This window comes from Streptomyces hygroscopicus subsp. hygroscopicus (assembly GCF_001553455.1).
Classification (GTDB): Bacteria; Actinomycetota; Actinomycetes; order Streptomycetales; family Streptomycetaceae; genus Streptomyces; species Streptomyces hygroscopicus.
Genome location: NZ_BBOX01000295.1, coordinates 1 through 19,997 on the forward strand (window position 1 = coordinate 1; position 19,997 = coordinate 19,997).

Annotated in this window: 22 protein-coding genes, 1 tRNA gene and 1 pseudogene; 12 read left to right on the forward strand and 12 right to left on the reverse strand. The window is 68.6% G+C overall.

Features of this window, described 5'->3' with window-relative positions; translation table 11 throughout:
* Positions 1-54 precede the first annotated feature (54 nt).
* The 5 genes from AXW62_RS27560 (at position 55) to AXW62_RS27580 (ending at position 5,343) form a co-directional block, all read left to right on the forward strand.
* The gene (locus AXW62_RS27560) at positions 55-873 is read left to right on the forward strand and encodes an enoyl-CoA hydratase/isomerase family protein (RefSeq protein ID WP_060946894.1); all 819 of its coding nucleotides are present in this window, start codon (positions 55-57) and stop codon (positions 871-873) included.
* Positions 874-885: 12 nt separating this feature from the next.
* Positions 886-1,665 (forward strand): enoyl-CoA hydratase/isomerase family protein, encoded by a 780-nt coding sequence (locus tag AXW62_RS27565; RefSeq protein ID WP_060946895.1) that lies wholly within the window; start codon positions 886-888, stop codon positions 1,663-1,665.
* A complete protein-coding gene (locus AXW62_RS27570) occupies positions 1,658-2,158 on the forward strand; it encodes a flavin reductase family protein (RefSeq protein ID WP_051887044.1) in 501 nt (166 codons plus the stop codon). Before AXW62_RS27565 ends, AXW62_RS27570 begins: the two co-directional genes overlap by 8 nt.
* A 46-nt stretch (positions 2,159-2,204) precedes the next feature.
* Positions 2,205-4,034, forward strand: coding sequence for an AMP-dependent synthetase/ligase (locus tag AXW62_RS27575; RefSeq protein WP_060946896.1), 1,830 nt, complete (start codon positions 2,205-2,207; stop codon positions 4,032-4,034).
* A 325-nt stretch (positions 4,035-4,359) separates the two neighbouring features.
* Positions 4,360-5,343 carry a LysR family transcriptional regulator gene (locus tag AXW62_RS27580; protein ID WP_060946897.1) on the forward strand — a complete coding sequence of 328 codons (984 nt, stop codon included), beginning with the start codon at positions 4,360-4,362 and terminating at the stop codon, positions 5,341-5,343.
* Here the strand turns inward: AXW62_RS27580 and AXW62_RS27585 are convergent.
* The 5 genes and pseudogenes from AXW62_RS27585 to AXW62_RS27610 form a co-directional block, all read right to left on the reverse strand.
* Positions 5,280-6,095, reverse strand: a complete 816-nt coding sequence (locus AXW62_RS27585; protein WP_252368756.1) for a M15 family metallopeptidase — start codon at positions 6,093-6,095, stop codon at positions 5,280-5,282. The genes AXW62_RS27580 and AXW62_RS27585 overlap by 64 nt on opposite strands.
* Positions 6,092-6,520, reverse strand: coding sequence for a hypothetical protein (locus AXW62_RS27590; protein ID WP_060946898.1), 429 nt, complete (start codon positions 6,518-6,520; stop codon positions 6,092-6,094). Before AXW62_RS27590 ends, AXW62_RS27585 begins: the two co-directional genes overlap by 4 nt.
* Positions 6,517-6,945: a hypothetical protein gene (locus AXW62_RS47555; protein ID WP_060946899.1), complete on the reverse strand. Its 429-nt coding sequence runs from the start codon at positions 6,943-6,945 to the stop codon at positions 6,517-6,519. The genes AXW62_RS27590 and AXW62_RS47555 overlap by 4 nt, the downstream gene beginning before the upstream one ends.
* Positions 6,935-7,735, reverse strand: a pseudogene (locus AXW62_RS41510) (2-hydroxy-3-oxopropionate reductase); the annotation flags it as partial. The gene AXW62_RS47555 and the pseudogene AXW62_RS41510, both read right to left, overlap by 11 nt.
* Before the next feature lie 40 nt (positions 7,736-7,775).
* Complete coding sequence (locus AXW62_RS27610; RefSeq protein ID WP_060946902.1) at positions 7,776-8,624, reverse strand: TIM barrel protein; 849 nt, start codon at positions 8,622-8,624, stop codon at positions 7,776-7,778.
* 517 nt (positions 8,625-9,141) lie between these two features.
* Between AXW62_RS27610 and AXW62_RS27615 the strand changes: the two genes are divergently transcribed.
* A complete protein-coding gene (locus tag AXW62_RS27615; RefSeq protein WP_060946903.1) occupies positions 9,142-9,603 on the forward strand; it encodes an SRPBCC family protein in 462 nt (153 codons plus the stop codon).
* Positions 9,604-9,737: 134 nt separating this feature from the next.
* On the opposite strand, the gene AXW62_RS27620 is transcribed toward AXW62_RS27615, so the two are convergent.
* Genes AXW62_RS27620 through AXW62_RS27630 form a run of 3 tightly spaced genes read right to left on the reverse strand, consistent with a single transcriptional unit; the run spans position 9,738 to position 11,426 of the window.
* Positions 9,738-10,049: a hypothetical protein gene (locus AXW62_RS27620; RefSeq protein ID WP_244502902.1), complete on the reverse strand. Its 312-nt coding sequence runs from the start codon at positions 10,047-10,049 to the stop codon at positions 9,738-9,740.
* A gap of 46 nt (positions 10,050-10,095) precedes the next feature.
* Complete coding sequence (locus tag AXW62_RS27625; protein WP_289306026.1) at positions 10,096-10,911, reverse strand: IS5 family transposase; 816 nt, start codon at positions 10,909-10,911, stop codon at positions 10,096-10,098.
* The gene (locus AXW62_RS27630) at positions 10,824-11,426 is read right to left on the reverse strand and encodes a TetR/AcrR family transcriptional regulator (RefSeq protein ID WP_060946905.1); all 603 of its coding nucleotides are present in this window, start codon (positions 11,424-11,426) and stop codon (positions 10,824-10,826) included. The genes AXW62_RS27625 and AXW62_RS27630 overlap by 88 nt, the downstream gene beginning before the upstream one ends.
* Before the next feature lie 113 nt (positions 11,427-11,539).
* Between AXW62_RS27630 and AXW62_RS27635 the strand changes: the two genes are divergently transcribed.
* The 3 genes from AXW62_RS27635 (at position 11,540) to AXW62_RS27645 (ending at position 13,783) form a co-directional block, all read left to right on the forward strand.
* Positions 11,540-12,271 (forward strand): SDR family NAD(P)-dependent oxidoreductase, encoded by a 732-nt coding sequence (locus tag AXW62_RS27635; RefSeq protein WP_060946906.1) that lies wholly within the window; start codon positions 11,540-11,542, stop codon positions 12,269-12,271.
* 99 nt (positions 12,272-12,370) lie between these two features.
* Entirely contained in the window at positions 12,371-13,222 is an 852-nt protein-coding gene (locus AXW62_RS27640) for an alpha/beta fold hydrolase (protein ID WP_060946907.1), read from the forward strand.
* A 234-nt stretch (positions 13,223-13,456) separates the two neighbouring features.
* Positions 13,457-13,783: a hypothetical protein gene (locus AXW62_RS27645; protein ID WP_060946908.1), complete on the forward strand. Its 327-nt coding sequence runs from the start codon at positions 13,457-13,459 to the stop codon at positions 13,781-13,783.
* Positions 13,784-13,903: 120 nt separating this feature from the next.
* On the opposite strand, the gene AXW62_RS27650 is transcribed toward AXW62_RS27645, so the two are convergent.
* Complete coding sequence (locus AXW62_RS27650) at positions 13,904-14,812, reverse strand: RICIN domain-containing protein (RefSeq protein ID WP_252368760.1); 909 nt, start codon at positions 14,810-14,812, stop codon at positions 13,904-13,906.
* 1,100 nt (positions 14,813-15,912) lie between these two features.
* On the opposite strand from AXW62_RS27650, the gene AXW62_RS47250 reads away from it, so the two are divergent.
* The 3 genes from AXW62_RS47250 (at position 15,913) to AXW62_RS27660 (ending at position 17,347) form a co-directional block, all read left to right on the forward strand.
* A complete protein-coding gene (locus AXW62_RS47250; protein WP_435842679.1) occupies positions 15,913-16,251 on the forward strand; it encodes a transposase in 339 nt (112 codons plus the stop codon).
* Positions 16,252-16,823: 572 nt separating this feature from the next.
* The gene (locus AXW62_RS44140) at positions 16,824-17,099 is read left to right on the forward strand and encodes a type II toxin-antitoxin system Phd/YefM family antitoxin (protein WP_060946910.1); all 276 of its coding nucleotides are present in this window, start codon (positions 16,824-16,826) and stop codon (positions 17,097-17,099) included.
* On the forward strand, positions 17,096-17,347 hold the full coding sequence (locus AXW62_RS27660) for a type II toxin-antitoxin system RelE family toxin (protein WP_060946911.1): 252 nt from the start codon (positions 17,096-17,098) through the stop codon (positions 17,345-17,347). The genes AXW62_RS44140 and AXW62_RS27660 overlap by 4 nt, the downstream gene beginning before the upstream one ends.
* 228 nt (positions 17,348-17,575) lie before the next feature.
* Here the strand turns inward: AXW62_RS27660 and AXW62_RS27665 are convergent.
* From AXW62_RS27665 to sucC, 3 genes are all read right to left on the reverse strand, one after another.
* Positions 17,576-17,660 (reverse strand) — tRNA-Leu (locus AXW62_RS27665).
* Positions 17,661-17,881: 221 nt separating this feature from the next.
* Positions 17,882-18,778 (reverse strand): succinate--CoA ligase subunit alpha, encoded by an 897-nt coding sequence (gene sucD / locus AXW62_RS27670; protein ID WP_060946912.1) that lies wholly within the window; start codon positions 18,776-18,778, stop codon positions 17,882-17,884.
* Between the two features lie 12 nt (positions 18,779-18,790).
* Entirely contained in the window at positions 18,791-19,915 is a 1,125-nt protein-coding gene (sucC, locus tag AXW62_RS27675) for an ADP-forming succinate--CoA ligase subunit beta (protein WP_060946913.1), read from the reverse strand.
* Positions 19,916-19,997 lie beyond the last annotated feature (82 nt).

Here is a 19,997-nt window from a genome sequence, read left to right on the forward strand (position 1 = left end):
ACTCCGACAGTTCCACGCCCAGCACAACCCCACACACACCAAGGAGACCAGCCGATGACCGCCCTCTACCAGCACGGCACCGGCGACATCCTCACCGAACGCCACGACAACGGCGTCCTCCAGATCACGATCAATCGACCCGACCGGTACAACTCGCTCACCCTGCCGATGTTCGAGGAGATGAACCAGATCTGGGCCGACGTCGAGCGCGACGACCAGACCCGGGTCGTCGTCATCACCGGGGCCGGCAAGGCCTTCTGTACCGGGATGGACGTCGCTCAGCCCGATCCCACGCCCCAGGACGCGCTCGCGATACTGGAGACCGAACGCAAGCGGGTCGCGACGATGTTGCGCATCGAGAAGCCGATCATCTCCGCGATCAACGGCCCCGCGGTCGGCTACGGGCTGTCGACCGCGCTTCTCGCCGACATCAGCATCGCCGCGGACGACGCGGTGCTGATCGAAGGCCATACCAAGGTCGGTGTGACCGCCGGCGACCACGCCGCGCTCATCTGGCCGTTGCTTGTCGGCATGGCCAAGACCAAGTACTACGTGCTCACCTCCGAGAAGCTGACGGGCGCCGAGGCCGAGCGGATCGGGCTCGTGAGCCTGTCCGTTCCCCGCGAGCAGGTGCTGCCCCGCGCGCTCGAGGTCGCGTCCCAGCTGGCCCGCGGTTCCCAGCAGGCGCTCCGTTTCACCAAGCGTGCGCTCAACGCCTGGCTCACCAACGCGATGCCTCAGCACGAGATGTCCGCGGCACTCGAGATCCTCGACTTCGCCGGTGCCGACTACGCCGAAGCACGCCAGGCTTTCCGGGAGAAGCGCCCCGTGGACTTCCCCTCCGCTCGCGCCGCTGGCGGACCGGCGAACTGAGGGAAGGCGAGCATGAGCATTGCCTCGCACAACACAGCGCCCAGCGCTGTGCACGCGTCCGACGAAGTGGACGGCGTGGTGGTACTCACCCTGAACCACCCGCCGGCGAACGCGCTCAGCAACTCGCTCGTCAGCGAGCTGACAACGACGCTGGAAACCCTCGCCGACGGCCCCGGCACCCCCGCGGTGGTCTTGACGGGAGCTGGTGAGCGCTTCTTCTGCGCGGGTGGCGACATCAAGGAAGCCATCGGCTTCGGGGCCGATTCGATGGTCGAGCGGATGGCGTCGTTTCACGCACTGCTCTGCGCTCTGGAGCACTTTGCCCGGCCGCTGGTGTGTGCGGTCAACGGCTGGTGCGTCGGTGGCGGCATCGAAATGGCCCTGTTCGCCGACAGGGTGTACGCGTCGACTGAGGCGCGTTTCGTCTTCCCCGAGATCAACCACGGGATGCTGCCGGCCGTGAAGGGGATCACTCGAGTGCGCGAGGTCCTGGGCGACCGCGCGGCCCGGCGCCTCCTGCTGGGCGGAGAGCCCGTCGACGCGTTCGACGCGGAGCGGATGGGCATCGTCGACCAGGTGGTCGAGCAGGACGACCTGCTCGCGACCGCGATGGCGGACGCACGCGCTGCGGCGGCGAAACCACCTGCCGTGTACGCGGCGCTGAAACGGGCCCTGCACTCAGGAACTTCCCGTTGGCCGGTCGAAGAGCAGCTCCGCGTCACGGTTGCCGACGCCCGGATGGTCTTCAACGACCCTGCCGCCCGAGCCGCCCGCGAGGGATATCGTGGTTGATCAATTCCAAGGGCTGGACCCGGCCGCCTTCCGCTCGGCGTTAGCCCGCTTCCCTTCCGGCGTGACGATCGTGACAACGCGCAGCGCGTCAGGCACGCTGCACGGGTTCACCGCGAGTTCCTTCGCGGCGCTGTCACTCGATCCGCCGCTCGTCCTGGTATGCCTGGACCGAGGAGCGGACTGCTCCCCCGTCTTCATGGCGGCCGAGCGGTTCATCGTCAACATCGTGACACCCGCACACGCGGAGTTAGCGATCAAGTTCGCGACAAAAGGTGAAAACAAGTTCGCGTACGGAGCCTTCGCATTCGATGAGAGCGGTCACCCGCTCCTCCCCGATGCGGCGGCAGTCATCCATTGTGAACTGGAGCACGTCGTACCCGGCGGAGATCATGTGATCCTCATCGGCCGGGTACACGACGCGCGGACAGGCAGCGGCAAGCCGGTGACGTGGTACCGAGGTGACTTCCTGCACCTCGGGGAGAGTGCCGCATGAATCTCATCGGGCCCGGGCTTGTCGGCTCCGGAAGAGAGGCCGTGTCATGGATCTGATCAATTTCGAGCCGACCCGGACGCTACCGGGGCTGCTGCTCGATCGCGCGAACAGGGAACCCGACGCCGTCGCGCTGCGTTACTGGCGGGACGGGGCCATGCAGGCGATCACGTGGCGAACGTACCGGGATCGCGTGCAAGATCTCGCGCTCGGCCTGGTCGCGCACGGTGTGCGGCACGGCGATCGCGTCGCGGTGATGGGCAGCGCACGCCCGGAGTGGGTGTTCGCCGCGCTGGCCGTGCAGAGTGCCGGCGGCGTCGTGATCGGCGTCTATCCGACCAACTCACCTGCCGAGATCGAGCAACTCCTCGCCCACAGCGAGGCCGTCGCCTTCATCGGCGAGACGACGACGGAGCTCAGCAAGGTGGCGGAGGTCGCCGCACACACACCGAAGCTGCGGCTCGTGGTCGGAATCGACGCCACTCCGCCGGAGCTGCCCGAGGTGATCCAAAGGACAACGTGGGAAGCGCTGTGCGAAGAAGGAACACGGTACGCCGACGACAGCGCCGATCCTCTGTCCGAGCTGGTCGCCGGCGGCTCCCTCGACGATGCCGCGGTGCTGTTCTACACATCGGGATCCACGGGAGTTCCGAAAGGCGTCACCCACACGCACCGCACGCTTCAGCACGCGGTTCAGACCTTCGTCGGCCTCTACCCGCAGCTCCTCCGCCACGAGCACGATGCCGTGGGCTTCCTGCCGTTGGCCCACGTGGCGCCGGCGTTGGTGTCGGTGTTCGCGCCGCTGCTCTCACGGCTGGTGGTCACATACTGCCGCATGGGTGACTACGAAGACGTGTTGCGTTCGGTGCGGCCGACAGCAGTGCTCTGGCCGCCGCGGTTCTACGAGAAGATCGCCGGCGAACTGATCGCACAGACGGAGGTCTGGCCGCGGCTTCGTCGCTACGCCTATGGCGCCGCCATGTGGGCCGGCCGCAGAGTAGCCGAACGCCGCTGGTCCCGTCGCCGGCCCTCGGTACCGCTGCGGATCGCGTACGCTGCCGCACTTCGCTGGGTGTTCTTGCCACTGCGGGCAACCGTCGGAATGGATCGCATCCGCGTTGCCTACACCGCGTCTGCCGCGATGCCCGAAAGCGTCATCGCGATTTGGCAGATCTGGGGGCTCGACCTTCGCGAGAACTACGGTCTCACCGAGACCGCCGGGTGTCCCATCGCTCATTTCGACCAGCCGTTCCCCCGTCCGGGCTTCATCGGCAGGGAATTCCCGGACCCACGGTTCCAGGTGAAAGCCGCGGACGATGGCGAAATGCTGCTCCGCGCGCCGTTGCTCTTCGACGGATACTGGCGCAACCCGGCGGAGACCGAGGCTGTTTTCCAGGACGGCTGGTTCCGCACCGGTGACCTGATGGAGCGCACACCCCGCGGCGACATCCGGCTCATCGGCCGGAAGAAGGACGTGATCATCACCCGAGGCGGCAAAACGATCCATCCTCAGCCCATCGAAACGCGGTTGAAGGAGAGCTTGCTGATCAACGAAGCGATCGTCGTCGGCGACGCCCGCAAGTACCTCACTGTCCTGCTCGAGCCGAGCACAACCGCAGCGGCCCAGTCGGCAGAGGTGCTGGCCGAACGCCTGCGAGCGGAGGTCGCTCGGGTCAACGCGGACCTCGCGCGGGTAGAGCAGCTGAAGGACTTTCGCGTTCTGCCGCGGCCCCTGGAGGTCGAGCGCGGCGAGCGCACCGCGAACGGCAAGATCAAGCGCAATGCCGTCGTGAGCTCGTTCGCACCGTTGATCGACGACATGTACGGCGCGAACGACGATGCGGCGATCGCACACCATGTGCGCTCGAGGCCGAACTAGGTGGTTGATCACATGAAGATCGCGTGAAGTGAGATCGGTCCGCAGGCGTGGGAGGAGGGCGTTCAGCGTGATGTGTGAGCGAAGAACTGAACACTCGTCTGACGGCACTCTAGAGGTGTTGATCAACCATCGGGTGATCTCATCCCGTGCCTGCCGTGGCCGTCAGCCGTTGTTGTCCGCCATCCCCGTTTCCCGCGGCATGTCACGGGAAACGGTCAAGCGCTCGGGGCCGGCCGGGCAGGCCGACAACGGCTCCTGCGCCGCCGGACCACAGGTTCAGTCATGACTGCCACGTCCACCCGAGTATGCGGCAAGGGATGGAGCCATGCCGGTCCCTGACCTGACGTTGCAGCAGCTTCGCGCAGTCCGGACACTCGCCGCATCCGGCAGTTTCACGAAAGCAGCCGCGGCAGAGCACATCTCTCCGTCGGTCCTCAGCAGAAGGATCAAGGAAGTCGAGCGTCTCCTGCGGGTGCGGTTGTTCGACCGCACCACTCGGCAGCTCGACCTCACGGCCGCGGGGCATGCCTTTCTCCTCATGACGGGCGCCGTCCTCGACGACATGGACATGCGACTGGGCCGCTTCATGTCGTACGTAGCGGCCCAGTCCGGAACCATCGCCGTAGCCACGCTTCCGTCGCTCGCGGCGGCTGTGCTGCCGGGCATGATGCGCGGCTTCCTGCTGGATCACCCCGAGGTGGAGTTCGAGATCATCGACGGGGCCGCGGATGACGTGGTCGAACGCCTCGGAGGTGGAACTGTCGAACTCGGCTTGACCGCCCACGGTGACCTGCCGGACGGCTTCTGTTTCACACCACTGCTGCGGGAACAGTTCTACGGCGTCGCGCACCACAGCCATCCTTGGTCGGCGCGGAATTCCCTCTCGTGGGCGGACTTCGATGGTGAGACCGTGGTCGCAACGCGGCCCGGAACCAGCGTCCGAGCGATCACCGACGCTGCGTTCAGCAAGCACTCGATCTCGGTGAGCCACCACTTCAATGCCTGTAGCGCGGCGACGATCCACGGGCTGCTACGGGCCGGCGTGGGCGTGGCAGCTCTGCCGGCCCTGAAGTTGCAGGGTTTCGGTCTGGATGATCTCGTCGCGGTACCCGTGGATGCTCCGGGAGCAACCAGGGTCACCGGCGTGATGTACCGCTGCTCTCAGGACCTCTCGCCCGTCGCGGCTCGTTTTCTGGATTTTCTGCACGCGACCGAGATCGACCCCCCGCGAGGAGTCTCCCGCGTTCACGAGGGCCACACCGGCGTACCAGACAGATGGAGCCACGCGGGGCTGCAGCTCGCAGATTGAGGTCGGCGATCGTCTCGGGCCGGGTGGCTGCCGGGTGGCCTTCGCCGGGCCGCCGGTCTTGCCGTATCGGCCCAGCCAGTGCCGGCACCGACAGCGGCGCGCTCCCGCTGAGGGGCGAAGGGGTTGATCGTTCCGGGCCCGGCGCCCGGGGTGCGGTCCCACTGTTCGAACTTCCGGGCGACGGTGGCGAGCCGCTCGTCGCCGGGGCCCACATCGATCTGGAAGTGGCTTTCCTTCGGGATCTTCTCGTCGCCGCCCCATCGCACCACTCCCTCACAGTCGGCGAGGATGTCCCGGACGACGACCATCTCGTGCGGGAAGAGCCCGTCCTTGGAGCCGACGGGGTACAACACGGGACGGATCGCGATCGCTGTGCCCGAGAGGTAGTTGCTCTCGTACCGCGTCGAAACGGTGCGGTCCATGGTGTGGCCGGTGATCTCGCCCGCGTTCAGGGTGGCGATCTCGTAGTTGAAGCGACGGGCCACGAAGAGCAGCACCGTGGCCACATCGCCCGCCACGAGGGGGAAGGTCACCTGCTCAGTGCCCTCCGCCTGGTGCTCGTGGACCTCGCTGGTCACCGGCCAGCGGTTCGCTGATCTCTTTTCGCGCCATAACGCTCTCTCGGCTCCGGCCGCTGTGGCCGGGCCGGTCAACCCGCCCGCCCACAGGGCGACGCCGCCCGCTATGCCGAGCCCGGCGGTCAGGAAGTCTCGGCGGCCGAACCGCGAGGCGGTGGGTAGGACATCGCTCATGAACTGGCTCCTGTTCTCGACGTAACGGTTCTCGGCGTGACGGCCGTGTGCACGGCCTTGGCGGAACACAGAACGAAACCTGCGGCGAAGACGAAGACCACCGGGTTCACCCAGACCGGAACGAGATCGATCGTGGTGCCGTCGTTCCACCGGCACTCATGACTCAGCGGGAACGCGGTCTCCGTGACCGAGTCGGGCCGATTTCCGGACCCGTGCCCGGACTTCACGGCGCAGATCTCGCTTGTCTGCGTGAAACCGGACAGCGCTCCGAACATGTACACGAAAAACGTGATGCCGATGCATACCGCGGCGGCCGCCGACCACGCCCGTGGATCACGCCAGGAGAAGGCCCGTGCCCTCAACAGGCGCACGGACTTCACGAGGACGAAGACGAGCAGCAGGAGGGCAGCCCCGGCAAAAATCATTGCGAATCTCTCAGGTTCTTCTTCTGGTTGGCGAGGTAGGTGGCCTTCTTCAGGCCCTCTTGTCCGGCCCTGGCCAGCAGCGAGTCGGCGAACCCCCGGCAGAATTCAGTGAGCTTGTCGGCGGGGAGCATCTCGGGCAGCAGCGTGTCGTACCCCGCGATGCCGTAGATCAGCTTCGCCCGCCCCAGCGCGATGGTGGGGTCGTCGCTCATCGTCAGCATGTTCCGGGCCATGTCGGTGGCGGTGCTGGCAAGCCCGCTGAACCGTTTGGTGAGGAAGTCGCCGATCCGGGTGAGGCCGCCGCTGCCGTGGTAGTGGTTCCGGACCGCCGTGACGATGTCCTGGCCGCCGCGCACCCGTTTTGCGATCAGATAGCCGTCCGCGTCCTCGAGAAGGTCGTTGAAGCCGAAGGTCGACCACGGCACCGACCGGCAGGGCGGCGCCGACGTTGCGCGCGGCGTCCGTGACGATGCCCATGTCCTTGTGGTGCAGGTCGATACGGAAGCCCGGCTGGAAGTCGCGGTTCAGGAAGGCGTCCTTCTTCCGCGTCAGCACGGTGGAGCCCGCGAGACCGCCGTTGAGCACGTCCAGAGCCGCCGTGAGGTCCACGCCGGACTTCTCCAGGAAGACCACGGCCTCGGCGCAGGCCTGGATGTTCACGGCGACGATCAGTTGGTTGGCCGCCTTCACGGTCTGGCCGGAGCCGTGCGGACCGCACAGCACGATGGTCTTGCCCAGTGCCTCGAACACCGGCCTCGCGGCGTCGAAGTCGGCCTGCTGACCGCCGACCATGATCGACAAAGCCGCCTCGACGGCGCCCGCCTCACCGCCGGACACCGGGGCGTCCAGGGCGCGGATACCCTTGTCCCGGGCGGCGGCGGCCAGGTCGATCGAGGTCTGCGGGTTGATCGAGGACATGTCGATCAGCAGGGCGCCGGACCGCGCGTTCTCCAGGATGCCGTCCGGGCCGTAGGCGACCGCCTCGACCTGCGGGGACGCGGGCACCATCGTGATCACCACGTCGGCGTCGCGGACGGCCTCCGCGATCGAACCGGCCGCGGTGCCGCCGGCGGCGGCCAGGCGGTCCAGCTTGTCCCGCTCCAGCGTGTAGCCGGTGACGTGGTAACCCGCCTTGATCAGGTTCTCGGACATCGGCGAGCCCATGATCCCGAGGCCTATCCAAGCGATCTTGGGAAGAGTGCTGTTCGTGGTCATGATGGGTGCCTCTCTCAACTGCTGTGTGATGTCCAGGGATTCAGCGCAACTCGCGCGGGAGCCACTCGAAGGCCCCGGAACTCGGCCCGCCGCCCGGCTTGTACTCCAGGCCGACCCAGCCGTCGTAACCGGCCTTCCGCAGCTGGCCGAGCAACTGTGCCAGGGGGAGCGAGCCGGTCCCCGGGGCGCCGCGGCCGGGGCTGTCGGCGATCTGCACATGGCCGGTCCGGGACGTGAACTGCTCGATGACCCGGGGCAGGTCCTCGCCGTTCATCGACAGGTGGTACAGGTCCATCAGGAACTTCGCGTTCCCAAGTCCCGTCGTCGCGTTGACCTTGTCCGCGACCGCCACCGCGTCCGGTGCCGACACCAGCGGATACAGCGGCGACTCGGGCTTGTTGAGGGCCTCGACAAGAAGGACCGCGCCGATCCGATCGGCGGCGCGGGCCGCGAGGACCAGGTTCTCCAGCGCAAGCGCGTCCTGCTCGGCCGGGTCGGCTTCCTCGACGCGGTTGCCGTACAGGGCGTTGAGCGCCCTGCAGCCCAGCGAGGCGGCGAAGTCCGCGGCCACACCGATGTTGGCGCGGAACCTGTCCGACTCCTCCCCCGGGATCGACAGGGCGCCGCGGTCGGGGCCCGGAAGCTGTCCGGCGTAGAAGTTCAGCCCTGTGAGCTGGACGCCGGCGTCCTCGATCGCCTTCTTGAGCGCGTCGAGGCCGGTCGGCTCGGGAGTGGGGGAGCCGGGCCAGGGCCACCACAGCTCGACCGCCGAGAAGCCCGCCGCCGCGGCGGCCGCGGGACGCTCCAGAAGCGGGAGTTCCGTGAAGAGGATCGACAGGTTGACGCTGAAGCGCTGGTCTGCGGCTGCGTCGAGGTCAAAAGCCGGCATCTGGGCCGCGCCTCCTTCCACCCTAATTCCAGGATGCGGAATATGCTTTCCGTGTAATGGAAGATTGCAGGCCCGGTGCGGTGGTTGTCAAGGAGGCCGGGCCGAACCGGCACGGGTCCGGACGGTCCCCCGCCCGCCTCCGGCAACCACGGGAACGGGGTGGCGGCGGTGCGTCCGCGCAGATCAGCGGCTATGCCGTCCAGAACCGGCCGCCCGTCCCGCCGATCGCCTTCGCCCCTGACGGCCGCGATCTGGCATCACCACAAGACCGCCGGCTCGACCATCCGCTCACCGACCGCCTACGACCACTGACCTCGGAATCGATCATCCAGGCGGTGATCGCGAGGGCTTGAGGGGCGCTGGCAGGCAGCGACGGCGGCTTCGACGTGGGGTCGGCCAGGCGGCGGGTGACGGCCGGGGCAAGGGATTACTTGACACCCTCGTTCGACAGTTATAAGTTCTAACGAACGAGCTACCTTATCTCCAAGGTTCCGGCGTCTAGCACTGAGGAATAGCCATGACCCATTCCGAGCTCACCCCCGGCGGTATCGACGAGACCGCCCCGGTGGTCTCCCGGCACAGCATCCGAATCGCCGCCCCCATCGAGCGGGTATGGCAGCTGCACACCGACGTTGGCGCCTGGCCTCGCTGGCAGACCGACATCGAATCCGCCCGGATCGACGGTCCCGTGACGCCCGGCAACACCTTCCACTGGACCAGCGCCGGCCTGTCCATCGGTTCCACCATCTACGCCGTCGAGGCCCCCAGGCGCATCCTGTGGGGCGGCACCGCCCACGGCATCACCGCCATCCACGAGTGGCGTTTCGAGGCCGACGGCGACGGAACCCTGGTGCGCAACGAGGAGTCCTGGTCGGGCGACCCGGTCGATGCCGACACGGAGAACTCGCGGAAGCTGCTCGGCCAGTCCCTCGACGCCTGGCTCGAACACCTCCGCCGCGCCGCGGAAGACCCTGCGTAGCTCCAGATGATCGATTTCGAGGTCAGTGGTTGCAGGCGGTCAGTGAGACCAGGCACCTCGCTCCCCAGCCGCTGCCCCTTGGAATCAATCAATCATCCAGTAGGACTCCGTTACCGGTAGTTCGTTAGAGGGCGTTAAGTCCGTTTCTGGTAGCGGCCTCGTCCGGGCTGGGTGAGAAAGCCTTGGCGGAGGAGACGTTCGAGGCGTGCGCGGGTGACGTTGACGGATGCCTCATCGGCGGGCAGGCCGAGGAGTTCGTGCAGCTCACGGGCCCGTAACTGCTGGTCGGGGTGTTGGTTGAAGGCGTTCACGATGGCCTGGTAGGTGGTGTTCGTCTCGGGCGGTCCGCTTTCGCTTCCTCCGGCCGGTGCGAGTTCGGCGATGACCTTCCGGGTAGTGGCCAGGTCCGCGAGCCGCGCTTCGGTCTCGGTCAGGGCGGCGGTCAAGTGCGCGATCTGGTGGCGTAGTTCACCGGCCCTGGCCGCGGTTTCATCATGCTGGGCCTGCAGGTCGGCGAGGATCTCGGTGATGTTTCATGTGCCGCCCGCGGTAGTCGGTCCTGTCGAACTTCGGCGGCCGGCCGCCTCGGGAGCCGAGCTTTTGACGGTTGCGGACGCGGTCTGCGGGGACCGGGATGGTCGCCTTGATGCCGCGCCTTCGCAGGCAGGCCCGGTTGCGGCGTGAGTCGTATGCCTTGTCGGCCCGCACCCGGTCCGGTCGCCTGCGAGGCCGGCCGCGTCCGAGGCGGGGGACCCCAATCGCGTCCAGGACGGGCTCGAACTGCGGAGAATCGCCTCGCTGCCCGGCCGTAATCAGCACAGACAGCGGCTTCTGCCCCTGCTCGACGGCGAGGTGGACCTTGGTGGTCAGCCCGCCCCGGGAACGTCCGATCCCGTGGTCGGCCGGCTCGACGGCGATGCCACCGGGCGGCTCCTTCCGCAGGTCCCCCTTTTTCGACGCCCCGGCGGCATGCTGATGGGCCCGACAGACGGTGGAGTCGACGTTCACGTCCCAGGTGATCAACCCCTTGGCGTCGGCCTCCGCCTGCAACCGGGTGACGATCCCGGCCCAGGTGCCGTCCCGCTGCCAGCACCGGAACAGGTCACACACCCGATCCCAAGGGCCGTGGCGCTCCGGCACGTCACGCCACGGCGCACCGGTCCGAGTCCGCCACCGACTGCACCGTGCCTGCCCGGATGTACCTGCGGAGGCGGTGGAAACTAGAGCCGCTCCGGGGCCGGCCCCGGCAACGGACTGGCGCCCTCGGGGCGCAGCCCGTCGATGACGATAGCCAGGTAGCGCCGCCACAGGTCCGGTGTCGGGTCTGACATCGCCGCGACGGTGTGGACGGTGGCACAGGTCAGCAGCAGGACGTCAGCCCCGGTGACATCCGCTCGCACGATACCGTCTCGACGCGCCCGATCGACCAGAACTCCGGCGCTCGCGAGCAACTGGTCGCGGATTTCGGCGACCACGGGGTTGCACTCGCTGGCCGCCCGCAGGAACGCGAGGCCCTGCTGCTGCAGGATCTCCGCGGCTGCGGACAGGAATTCCCGGAGGGCCACACCGGAGTCGGGCGACTCCGAAAGGCGTCGGGCAACGGCCACGAGCCGGGCGAGGCGATCACCGGCTACGGCCGCGACCAGATCGTCCTTCGTGGCGAAGTGGCGGAAGACCGTGCCCTTTGCCACGCCCGCCCGGTGGGCTATGTCGGCGACCGAGGCGTCGATGCCCCGCTCCGCGAACTCGGCCTCGGCCGCCGCCAACAGCGAAGCGCGGTTGCGGACGGCATCGACACGGGCCGGACGAGCTGCTGGAGGCATATCAACATCCTAGCAAGTTGACCGCCCGGTCATGTTCGACTTAGGGTTCGATACTGACCGCACGGTCACTTTTTTTGCCTGATCGTCACGCAACAGAATCGAGTGGATCTTCCATGCGCATCCACGGAGCGACCGCTCTCGTCACCGGTGCGAACCGAGGGTTCGGTCGCCACCTGACCGAAGAACTGGTACGGCGCGGCGCCAAGGTCTACGCGACCGCTCGCCGCCCAGAACTCGTCGACATCCCAGGCGCTGAGGTGCTGTCGCTCGACATCACCGACAGGGACTCCATCGACGCCGCCAGCCGGACCGCCGACGATGTCGACCTCCTGGTCAACAATGCTGCCTCCACTGACGTGGCAAGCCTGATGACCGGTGACCGCGCCGCGATCGGGCAGATGATCGACACCCACTTCTTCGGCACACTCGACATGATCCGGGCATTCGCTCCCGTCCTGGCCAAGAACGGCGGCGGCGCCATCCTCAATGTCCTGTCGCTCGCTGCCTGGACCACTGTTGAGGCGAATACGGCTCTTTCCGCCGCCAAGTCCGCGCAGTGGGGCTTGACCAACGGCGTGCGGCTGGAGCTGGCGGGCCAGGGGACCCTCGTCACCACGCTTGTCGCCGGGCTCATCGGCACCGCGACGCTGCGCGACGCCATGAAGGACATCGGATTGACGTTCTCCGCTGAGGTGATGAACAACCCGGCCACTCTCGCCTGTCTCGCGCTGGACGGCATCGAAGCAGGAGAGATCGAGATTCTCGACGGCCTCAGCGTCGAGGCCAAGGCTGCCCTCGCCGGCCCTCCTCGCGCCTTCGACCTGGCTGCCCTGGCAACCCGGTGACAGCCAAGTGCCGGCGTCGGCCAGAGGCGGCAGCGGCGTCTCTGGCGATGAACGTGGTTTTATCGCGCGACGCCCGCGCATCGACAGAAAGGATCGGGGATGCCCGAGCTGCAGATCGACGGGAACATCATCCACTACGAGGAGCACGGCGAGGCGGGATCGCCGCCGCTCGTGCTGGTGCACGGACTCTACGGCGAGTCCGCAGAGCTGGCGCCGCTCGCGCAGCGCTTCGCCCGGCGGTTCCGGGTGATCGCGCCGGACGCCCTCGGACACGGCCTCTCCTCGCATCCGGCCGAGTTCGGCATCGAAGACCAGGGACGGGTCCTGGCCGGGCTCATCGCCGCCCTCGGCTACCCAAACGCAGCGATCCTCGGCATCTCGATGGGCTCCTACCTCGCCGCGCAGGCGGCGATCCTGGAGCCGGCGCGGGTCTCCGCGCTCGTGCTCGTCGTCCCGAAGGCGCACGGCCGGACCTCTTCCACAGCCGCCTATGCGGCCCGGAAGGGCTTCGACCTCACGACGGCCACGCCGGAGGAGACCACTGCCTTCCTGGCCGAGGTGCTGTGGTCCCCGCACACTTCACAGGCGCGGCGCGAGGAGATTCTGGCCGCCCAGCTCGCGGCGCAACGGGTCGTCCTCACCCCCGAGGAACGGGCCGCGATCGACCGCTCGCTGCGCGGCTTCGACCTCCGACCCGGGCTCGCGACGATCGCCGCGCCGACCCTCGTCGTCTCCGGCCGCGCCGACGGCCTGAACCCGCCGGAGGCCGGCCAGGAGGTCGCCCGTGGGATCCCCGGCGCCCGTTTCGAGGTCTACGAGCACTCCGGCCACCAGCTCGCCTCCGAGGAGACCGACCGGCTCGTCGAGGACGTCGAGGCGTTCCTCCAAGGCCGAGGGCCCTCGGCACGCCTCCCGGAAGCGGGGGCGGCACGGGAGCGAGGTCACGGATGACGCTCGGAGGGGAGCTTATTGGGGGCGGGAAGGCATCTGACCTGGTGTGTTGCTGCCTGGTTGGTGTGTCGGGACTCCCGTGAGTTCCTTCTGCTCGACCCACCATCTTCTGACCTGCGGCACTGGTGAGCGGGGGTTCACTCGATCGCCTGGAGACTTCGACGTTGCGTCGAGATTCCTGACGTTCTGCCGCTCTCCATGACGCATGGTCGTTTGCAGTGAGCTGAGGCGTCGATGACGCTCGCGGTCGTCCGGTCGATCGGTACGCCGCGGCGACGGGCGACGGCACAGGAGTACGAGGACTTCGAGCAGGAGCTGGTCGACCAGTTCCTGCTCGCCGGGGTCGGCGCTGGGATGGCGGACAGTTCGATCGCCGACGACCGGCAGGCGATCTTCGAGTACGTGCGGTTCCTCGGTCGGCCGGTATGGACAAGCGGTCCGGAGGACGCCGATCGGTTCCTCGCGGACCAGCGCAAGGTCAAACGGCTCGCGCACAGCACGGTGTCTGGTTGCTTAACTCCGAACGAGTGTCGTTTCTCCATGAGTTCGGATGTCATCTGAGGGCCTGTGAGCCTCTGAATGCCGGCGAGTTTTGATGTCACTCGGGTGCCCGCGGCTGCTATTGCTGTTCCGTCACGGCCCGAGGTTCTCGGAAGCCACAGCCAGTCGCGGTGCGGGGGGTCAGTTCGTTCGGATGAGGAAGCGCTGGTCGGCTGCTCCGGTACATGGTTCTTCGATCGCTTCGGCACCCTCGGTGGTGTCGTTGTCAAGGATGCCGATGCACCGGCTGCTGTGGGCCGGGCGAAGCCGGAAAGCCCCGGCGCTGTCAGCGGCGGTGGGTTCCAGGCGGAACAGAGTGCCTTGCGTGCAGTCATTACGTGGTTCGAGCATGCCCTTGATCTGGTCGGCGCCCATGACCGTCAGGCATCCCTTTCCCATCCGGGGGTGGTGCCACTGGATGCGATAGCGGCCCTCGCCGACCGGTTCGAGATAGGTGCGCGGCACGGCGGCCTGGGTGCAGGGGATTTGGACGGCGACGGCGCTGTTGTAGGTGCCGTCGCGGTCGCGTCCGTCGGTCAGGCAGAGGTCGGGTGTGCGGGCGGGGCGGATGGTGACCCAGCCGTCGGCGGGAGTCCGGGAGGCGGTGGCCGCAGCAGCCGGTGCGCCTGCGCCCGGAGCTTCGGAGCCGTCGGGGAGTAACTCCCAGGCGGCCAGGGCGAGCAGCGGGACCATGAGCGCGGCCGCGAGCGTGACCGTGCGTCGCTTGGTCCGGCGGGGATGCGAGCCCGTGGATTCCTCAGTTTGCAGGTGAGCCTCGGCCGTGGCGTCGACTTCGGGCACGGAGCTCGGCGCCGTGGCGGACACGGCAACGACACCTGCGGCGATCCGGTCTCTGGCGTCCAGCCAGGCGCTGGCCCGCTGCCCGTCCCCGCAGGCGCGGACGAACGCGGCCAGCAGATTGGGCGGCGGCAGGCTCGTCCGCCTCAGGACGTCGGCCAGCGTGCTGCGCGCCAGCACGTCACCGTTTCGGGCTGCCTGCGCCTCCAGTTCGCGATATGTCAGCCCTGAACGCTCCTTGAGCTGCTGCATCGACTCGATGAAACCGGCAGCGTCTCGGGCTTCATACGGCGACAACTCCCCAAGGTTCCCCATGAATGTCATCTTGCTGCGGCTTTGACAGAAGGGACAACGGCGGATTCCGCCATGCCCGGCTGTCCGGGGTGGGATCCGGACAAGACTCTGACCAGCCCGGACAGCCCGGGTCTGTCCGGGACAGCCGGTGGCCGTTGCCCCGCCCCTCAGCGGTCAGCAGTCTCAGTGGTGCCCGGCTGCTCAGTCGAGATCGTCCCGGCTGACGGCAGGCTGTTTCTCACCAGCTCCTCCTGCCCGAATAGCAGGGAGGAGCTCCAACCCCATCCGAGAGGATTTCTTCATGCGACTTCGGCATGCCTTTACAACCGCCGCACTCGGCAGTGCACTCGCAGTCGGCTCCATGACGGTGCCCGCCCAGGCAGCATCCGTATCCTCGGCACAGGCCTCCCCCACGGCCTCCACCGCCGCGGCCGCTTGCAGCATGTGGACGGACTACAAGTACGGTCATGGCCGGGGGCTGCGGTATTGCCCGGGTAGCGGCAGGGACGTTCAGGTCACCGTGAAGTGCGGCGACCCGGCGGCCCCGATCAGGCGCACCAACTCGGGTTATGAAGGCGCCGTGGCCGACTGCCCGTCAGGGCTCGGTGCCATCGGTGTGAGTGGTAAGTACGTCTAGGCCACAGTTCGGGGCCGGGCCCCTCATAGGACCCGCCCTCAGGTTTCGGCGGGGCGGGCTCGGTACGCTCGATGACCGGTAGGCCTGTGCCACCCGACTGGTCGCTCAACTTCGGCTGACGGCCCAGACGGCCCCAGAGGGCAACGGGCCGGGCAGAAGAACTCTGCCCGGCCCGTGTCGATGTGACGCTCCTAGCCTCCCCGTTTCGCTTCGGGTGGCTGAGCTGGAGTGATGGTTGTGAAGTGGGGTTTCTGATCGCTGGCTGCCGTGCGGGCATGGCCGAGGCCCGACGCGCGGGTCCGTTGCTCCTGGGTTCCTCGGGTCGTGGGCGTGCAGGGACGATGCCGACGTTCAGGTGGCCGGCCGTGGCAGCGCCGCTAGGCGGGCGAATGCGCTGGTCAGCCGCGGCCTGGACTACGTCGTGGCCGTTCGCGGTGACACCAGTGCCCACCCCGGCGAGGCGGTGCCGACCGCACCGGAACGGGAAGGGCGGATGGGCGCCCCGCGGCTGCCCCGTTACCGCGAACCGGCCTGCTCCCTGAAAGACCTGGTCACGAACGCCGGACGGCGTCGGCTGCGGCGTTGCACCTGGCGCCAGGACAGCAAAGGCACGATGACCAGCCGGTTCATCGTGCTGGAGGTCCGCCCTGCCGGCGTCGCGGCGACGGGCCGCACGAGACAGGGCCGGTGGGCGCGGCGAGTGGGACGGCGTTCTGCCTGCCGAGACCCTGATCGCCGAGTGGCCGCCGCACCAGGATGAGCCCACCTACTACTGGCTGACCAGCCTGCCCGCCGACACCGCGCCGCTTCCGCCGACACGACAGTGCCATCCGCACTCAACGACAGAGCCACTGGCCGACGCGACGGCGGATTAACCCTGCGAAAGCGCGTCGGCACGGCCACCACCGGTGGCGCCCCCTCGTACAGCGTGCCGCCCAGTTCCCTCTTCACCGGCCGATCCGCCTGCGCGTGATGCTCCCGACCTTCGTGTCCGCGGGCAAACGGCTCACCCCTCGAGACACGGAGCGTCGACCGCCCTCGGCCTGGCCGGTGCGCTGGGCAAGGCGGATGCTTTCCCACCGCGAGCACCAGTGCGCCGGATCGTCGCCACTGGCCCGGACGTATCCATACACGGTGCGCCAGGTGGGCAGCCCGCGACCGTTGTGTGCGTCGGAGAGCGAGGCCGTGCAGGCACCGGAGCGCTGCGCCACTCGGGTCCCGGCAGCAGGCTGCCGGGACCCGGCGATCAACAGCGGACAACAGACCGCTGCCCGTCACACATGGTCTCGATCGACCGTTCCGTACGCACCCGCCAATGTGTACAGTTTGCCTATGGAGCAGACGTATCCGCTCGTGGAGGCCCGCAATGAGCTCGGCCAGCTCGTCAACCGGGTCCGCCACGGCCACGAGACCATCGTGATCAGCGACTATGGCACCCCCGCTGCGGCCCTCGTACCCCTGGACGAGCTCGCCGAACTGCGCCGCCTGCGGGACGAGGCCGACATTGCAGAGGCCGAGCGCCGCAAGGCCGACGGCGGGCCGGTGGTGACGCACGAGACGTTCATGGCCGAGCTGGATGCCGAGGACGCCCAGGCCGCCGCATCGTGACCTACACCATGGTGTGGCAGCAGCAGGCCACCACCGAATTCCGCCGCCTGCGCCAGCTCGACCCCCAAGGCGCCAAGGAGTGCGCCGCCGCAGTACGCGAGCTGGGCGACGATCCCCGCCCGCCGCAGGCCCGGCAACTGGGCGGCTACGCCTACTGGCGGCTGTCGGCCGGAGACTGGCGCATCCTGTACGAGCCCGAGGACGAGACGGTCACAGTGCTCGTGCTGAAGGTGGGCCGCGTTTCCTGAGCGCCAGGTTCCTGACGCAAGCCGTCACCGGGCCGAAGACAGCGGGCGCACGGCGCCGACCTCCTGCCGGCGCTGACCGGTGTGGGACGGGGCGGGCTGCGGCGTCGATCCAGCACCCGACAGGAGTTCCAGCACGTGGGCCTACTTCCTGCGCTCACAGGCCGACGCCCTCCTGGCCCGTCTTTGAGACGGTCACCTTGTCCGGCGCGCGGATGTACGTATGGAGAGTGTCCGAGGGGGGACTTGAACCCCCACGCCCAATAAAGGGCACTAGCACCTCAAGCTAGCGCGTCTGCCATTCCGCCACCCGGACCAGGTGTGTCCCCGCGGTGGGCCGCGGCGACACGGACAACGATACCAAGGTTTCGGAGTGCGTTTCACCTGCGTATGCCGTCCGCCCACCCCCGCGCCGACCTGGGGAGACGCGGGGTGGGCACGGTGAGTGATCAGGTGGGAATCAGGCGGTAGTCGGGGAGGGTGCGGCGTGGCCGTGGCCCTGACCGGCCGCGGATCGCGCATCGGGTATCGGTCGCGTCACGCCGGGTTGCCGGGTGGCGCGGTCAGGAGGGTCAGCGCCAGGCCCGCGGTTTCCGTGGGGGTGGCCCCTACGCTCACGCCCGCCGCCTCCAGCGCCGCCTTCTTGGCCGCGGCGGTGCCCGACGAGCCGGAGACGATCGCGCCCGCGTGGCCCATGGTGCGGCCCTCGGGGGCGGTGAAGCCGGCGATGTAGCCGACGACCGGCTTGGTGACCCGGTCGGCGATGTACCGCGCGGCGCGCTCCTCCGCGTCGCCGCCGATCTCGCCGATCAGCACGATCAGGTCGGTGTCGGGGTCGGCCTCGAAGGCGGCCAGGGCGTCGATGTGGGTGGTCCCGACGACCGGGTCGCCGCCGATGCCCACGCAGGTGGAGAAGCCGATGTCGCGCAGTTCGTACATCAGCTGGTAGGTGAGGGTGCCGGACTTGGAGACCAGGCCGATGCGGCCCGGTTTGGTGATGTCGGCGGGGATGATGCCGGCGTTGGACTGGCCCGGGGAGATCAGCCCGGGGCAGTTGGGGCCGATGATCCTGGTGGCACGGGCCCGCGCGTACGCCTGGAAGGCGACCGCGTCATGGACCGGGATGCCCTCGGTGATGACGACGGCGAGCGGGATTCCGGCGTCGGCGGCCTCGGTGACGGCGGCCTTGGCGTGGGGTGGCGGGACGAACAGGACGCTCACGTCGGCGCCGGTGGTGTCCATGGCCTGGCGTACGGAGCCGAAGACGGGCACCGTACGGCCGTCGAAGTCGACCTGGGTGCCGGCCTTGCGGGGGTTGACGCCGCCGACGACGTCGGTGCCGGCGGCGAGCATCCGGCGGGTGTGCTTCATGCCCTCCGCGCCGGTCATGCCCTGGACGATGACCTTGCTGTCCCTGGTGAGGAAGATGGCCATGAGGTGCGCCCCCTACGCGGCGAGTTCGGCGGCCCGCGCGGCGGCGCCGTCCATGGTGTCGGCCTGGTGGACGAGTGGATGCGCCAATCGGCCGAGGATGGCCCGGCCGCGTGCGGCGTTGTTGCCGTCGAGCCGGACGACCAGCGGTTTGGTGAGGGTGACGGTGTCCAGGGCGCGCACGATGCCCTCGGCCACCGCGTCACAGGCGGTGATCCCGCCGAAGACGTTGACCAGGACCGCGCGCACGTCCGGATCGTCGAGGACGAGGGACAGTCCGTCGGCCATCACCTGGGCGGAGGCGCCGCCGCCGATGTCGAGGAAGTCGGCGGGGCGGGCGCCGCAACCGGCGACGGCGTCCAGGGTGGACATGACCAGGCCGGCGCCGTTGCCGATGACGCCCACCCGGCCGTCGAGTTTGACGTAGCCGAGTCCGGCGGCCGCGGCGCGCGCCTCCAGCGGGTCCCGGGCGCGGTCGTCGGTGGCGTCCCAGGAGGGCTGCCGGAAGCGGGCGTTGTCGTCCAGGGTGACCTTTCCGTCCAGGGCCACGATGGCCCCCTCATGCGTCAGCACCAGTGGGTTCACCTCGGCCAGGAGGGCGTCGTGGGTGGTCAGGACGGTCCACAGCCGGCGGATGGTCCCGGTCGCCGCCGGCGGCAGTCCGCCGGCGGCGGCGATCTCGGCGGCCTTCGCTTCGGTCACCCCCTCGGCCGGGTCGATCGCGATCCGGGCCACCGCCCCGGGGCGGCGCGCGGCGACCTCCTCGATCTCCATGCCGCCCTCGGCGGAGGCGATGGCCAGGAAGCGGCCCGCGGCCCGGTCCAGGGTGAAGGCGAGGTACAGCTCCCGTTCCACCGCGACCGGTTCGGCGACCATCACCCGGTGGACGGTGTGGCCCTTGATGTCCATGCCGAGGATCCGGCGCGCGGTCCGCTCGGCCGCGCCCGGGTCGTCGGCGAGCCGCACCCCGCCTGCCTTGCCCCGGCCGCCGGTCTTCACCTGGGCCTTGACGACGACGCGTCCGCCGAGCCGTTCGGCGGCCGCGCGGGCGGCTTCCGCCGAGTCCACGACGTCCGCCCGGGGCACCAACACCCCCGCGCGGTCGAGCAGTTCCCGTGCCTGGTGTTCGTACAGGTCCATTGCCAGCTCCCTGTTGGCCGGTTAGCAGCGCTGGGTCCAGCGCTGATTCGAACGAGTGGCGCACGCCCCCTGGACATCGCTC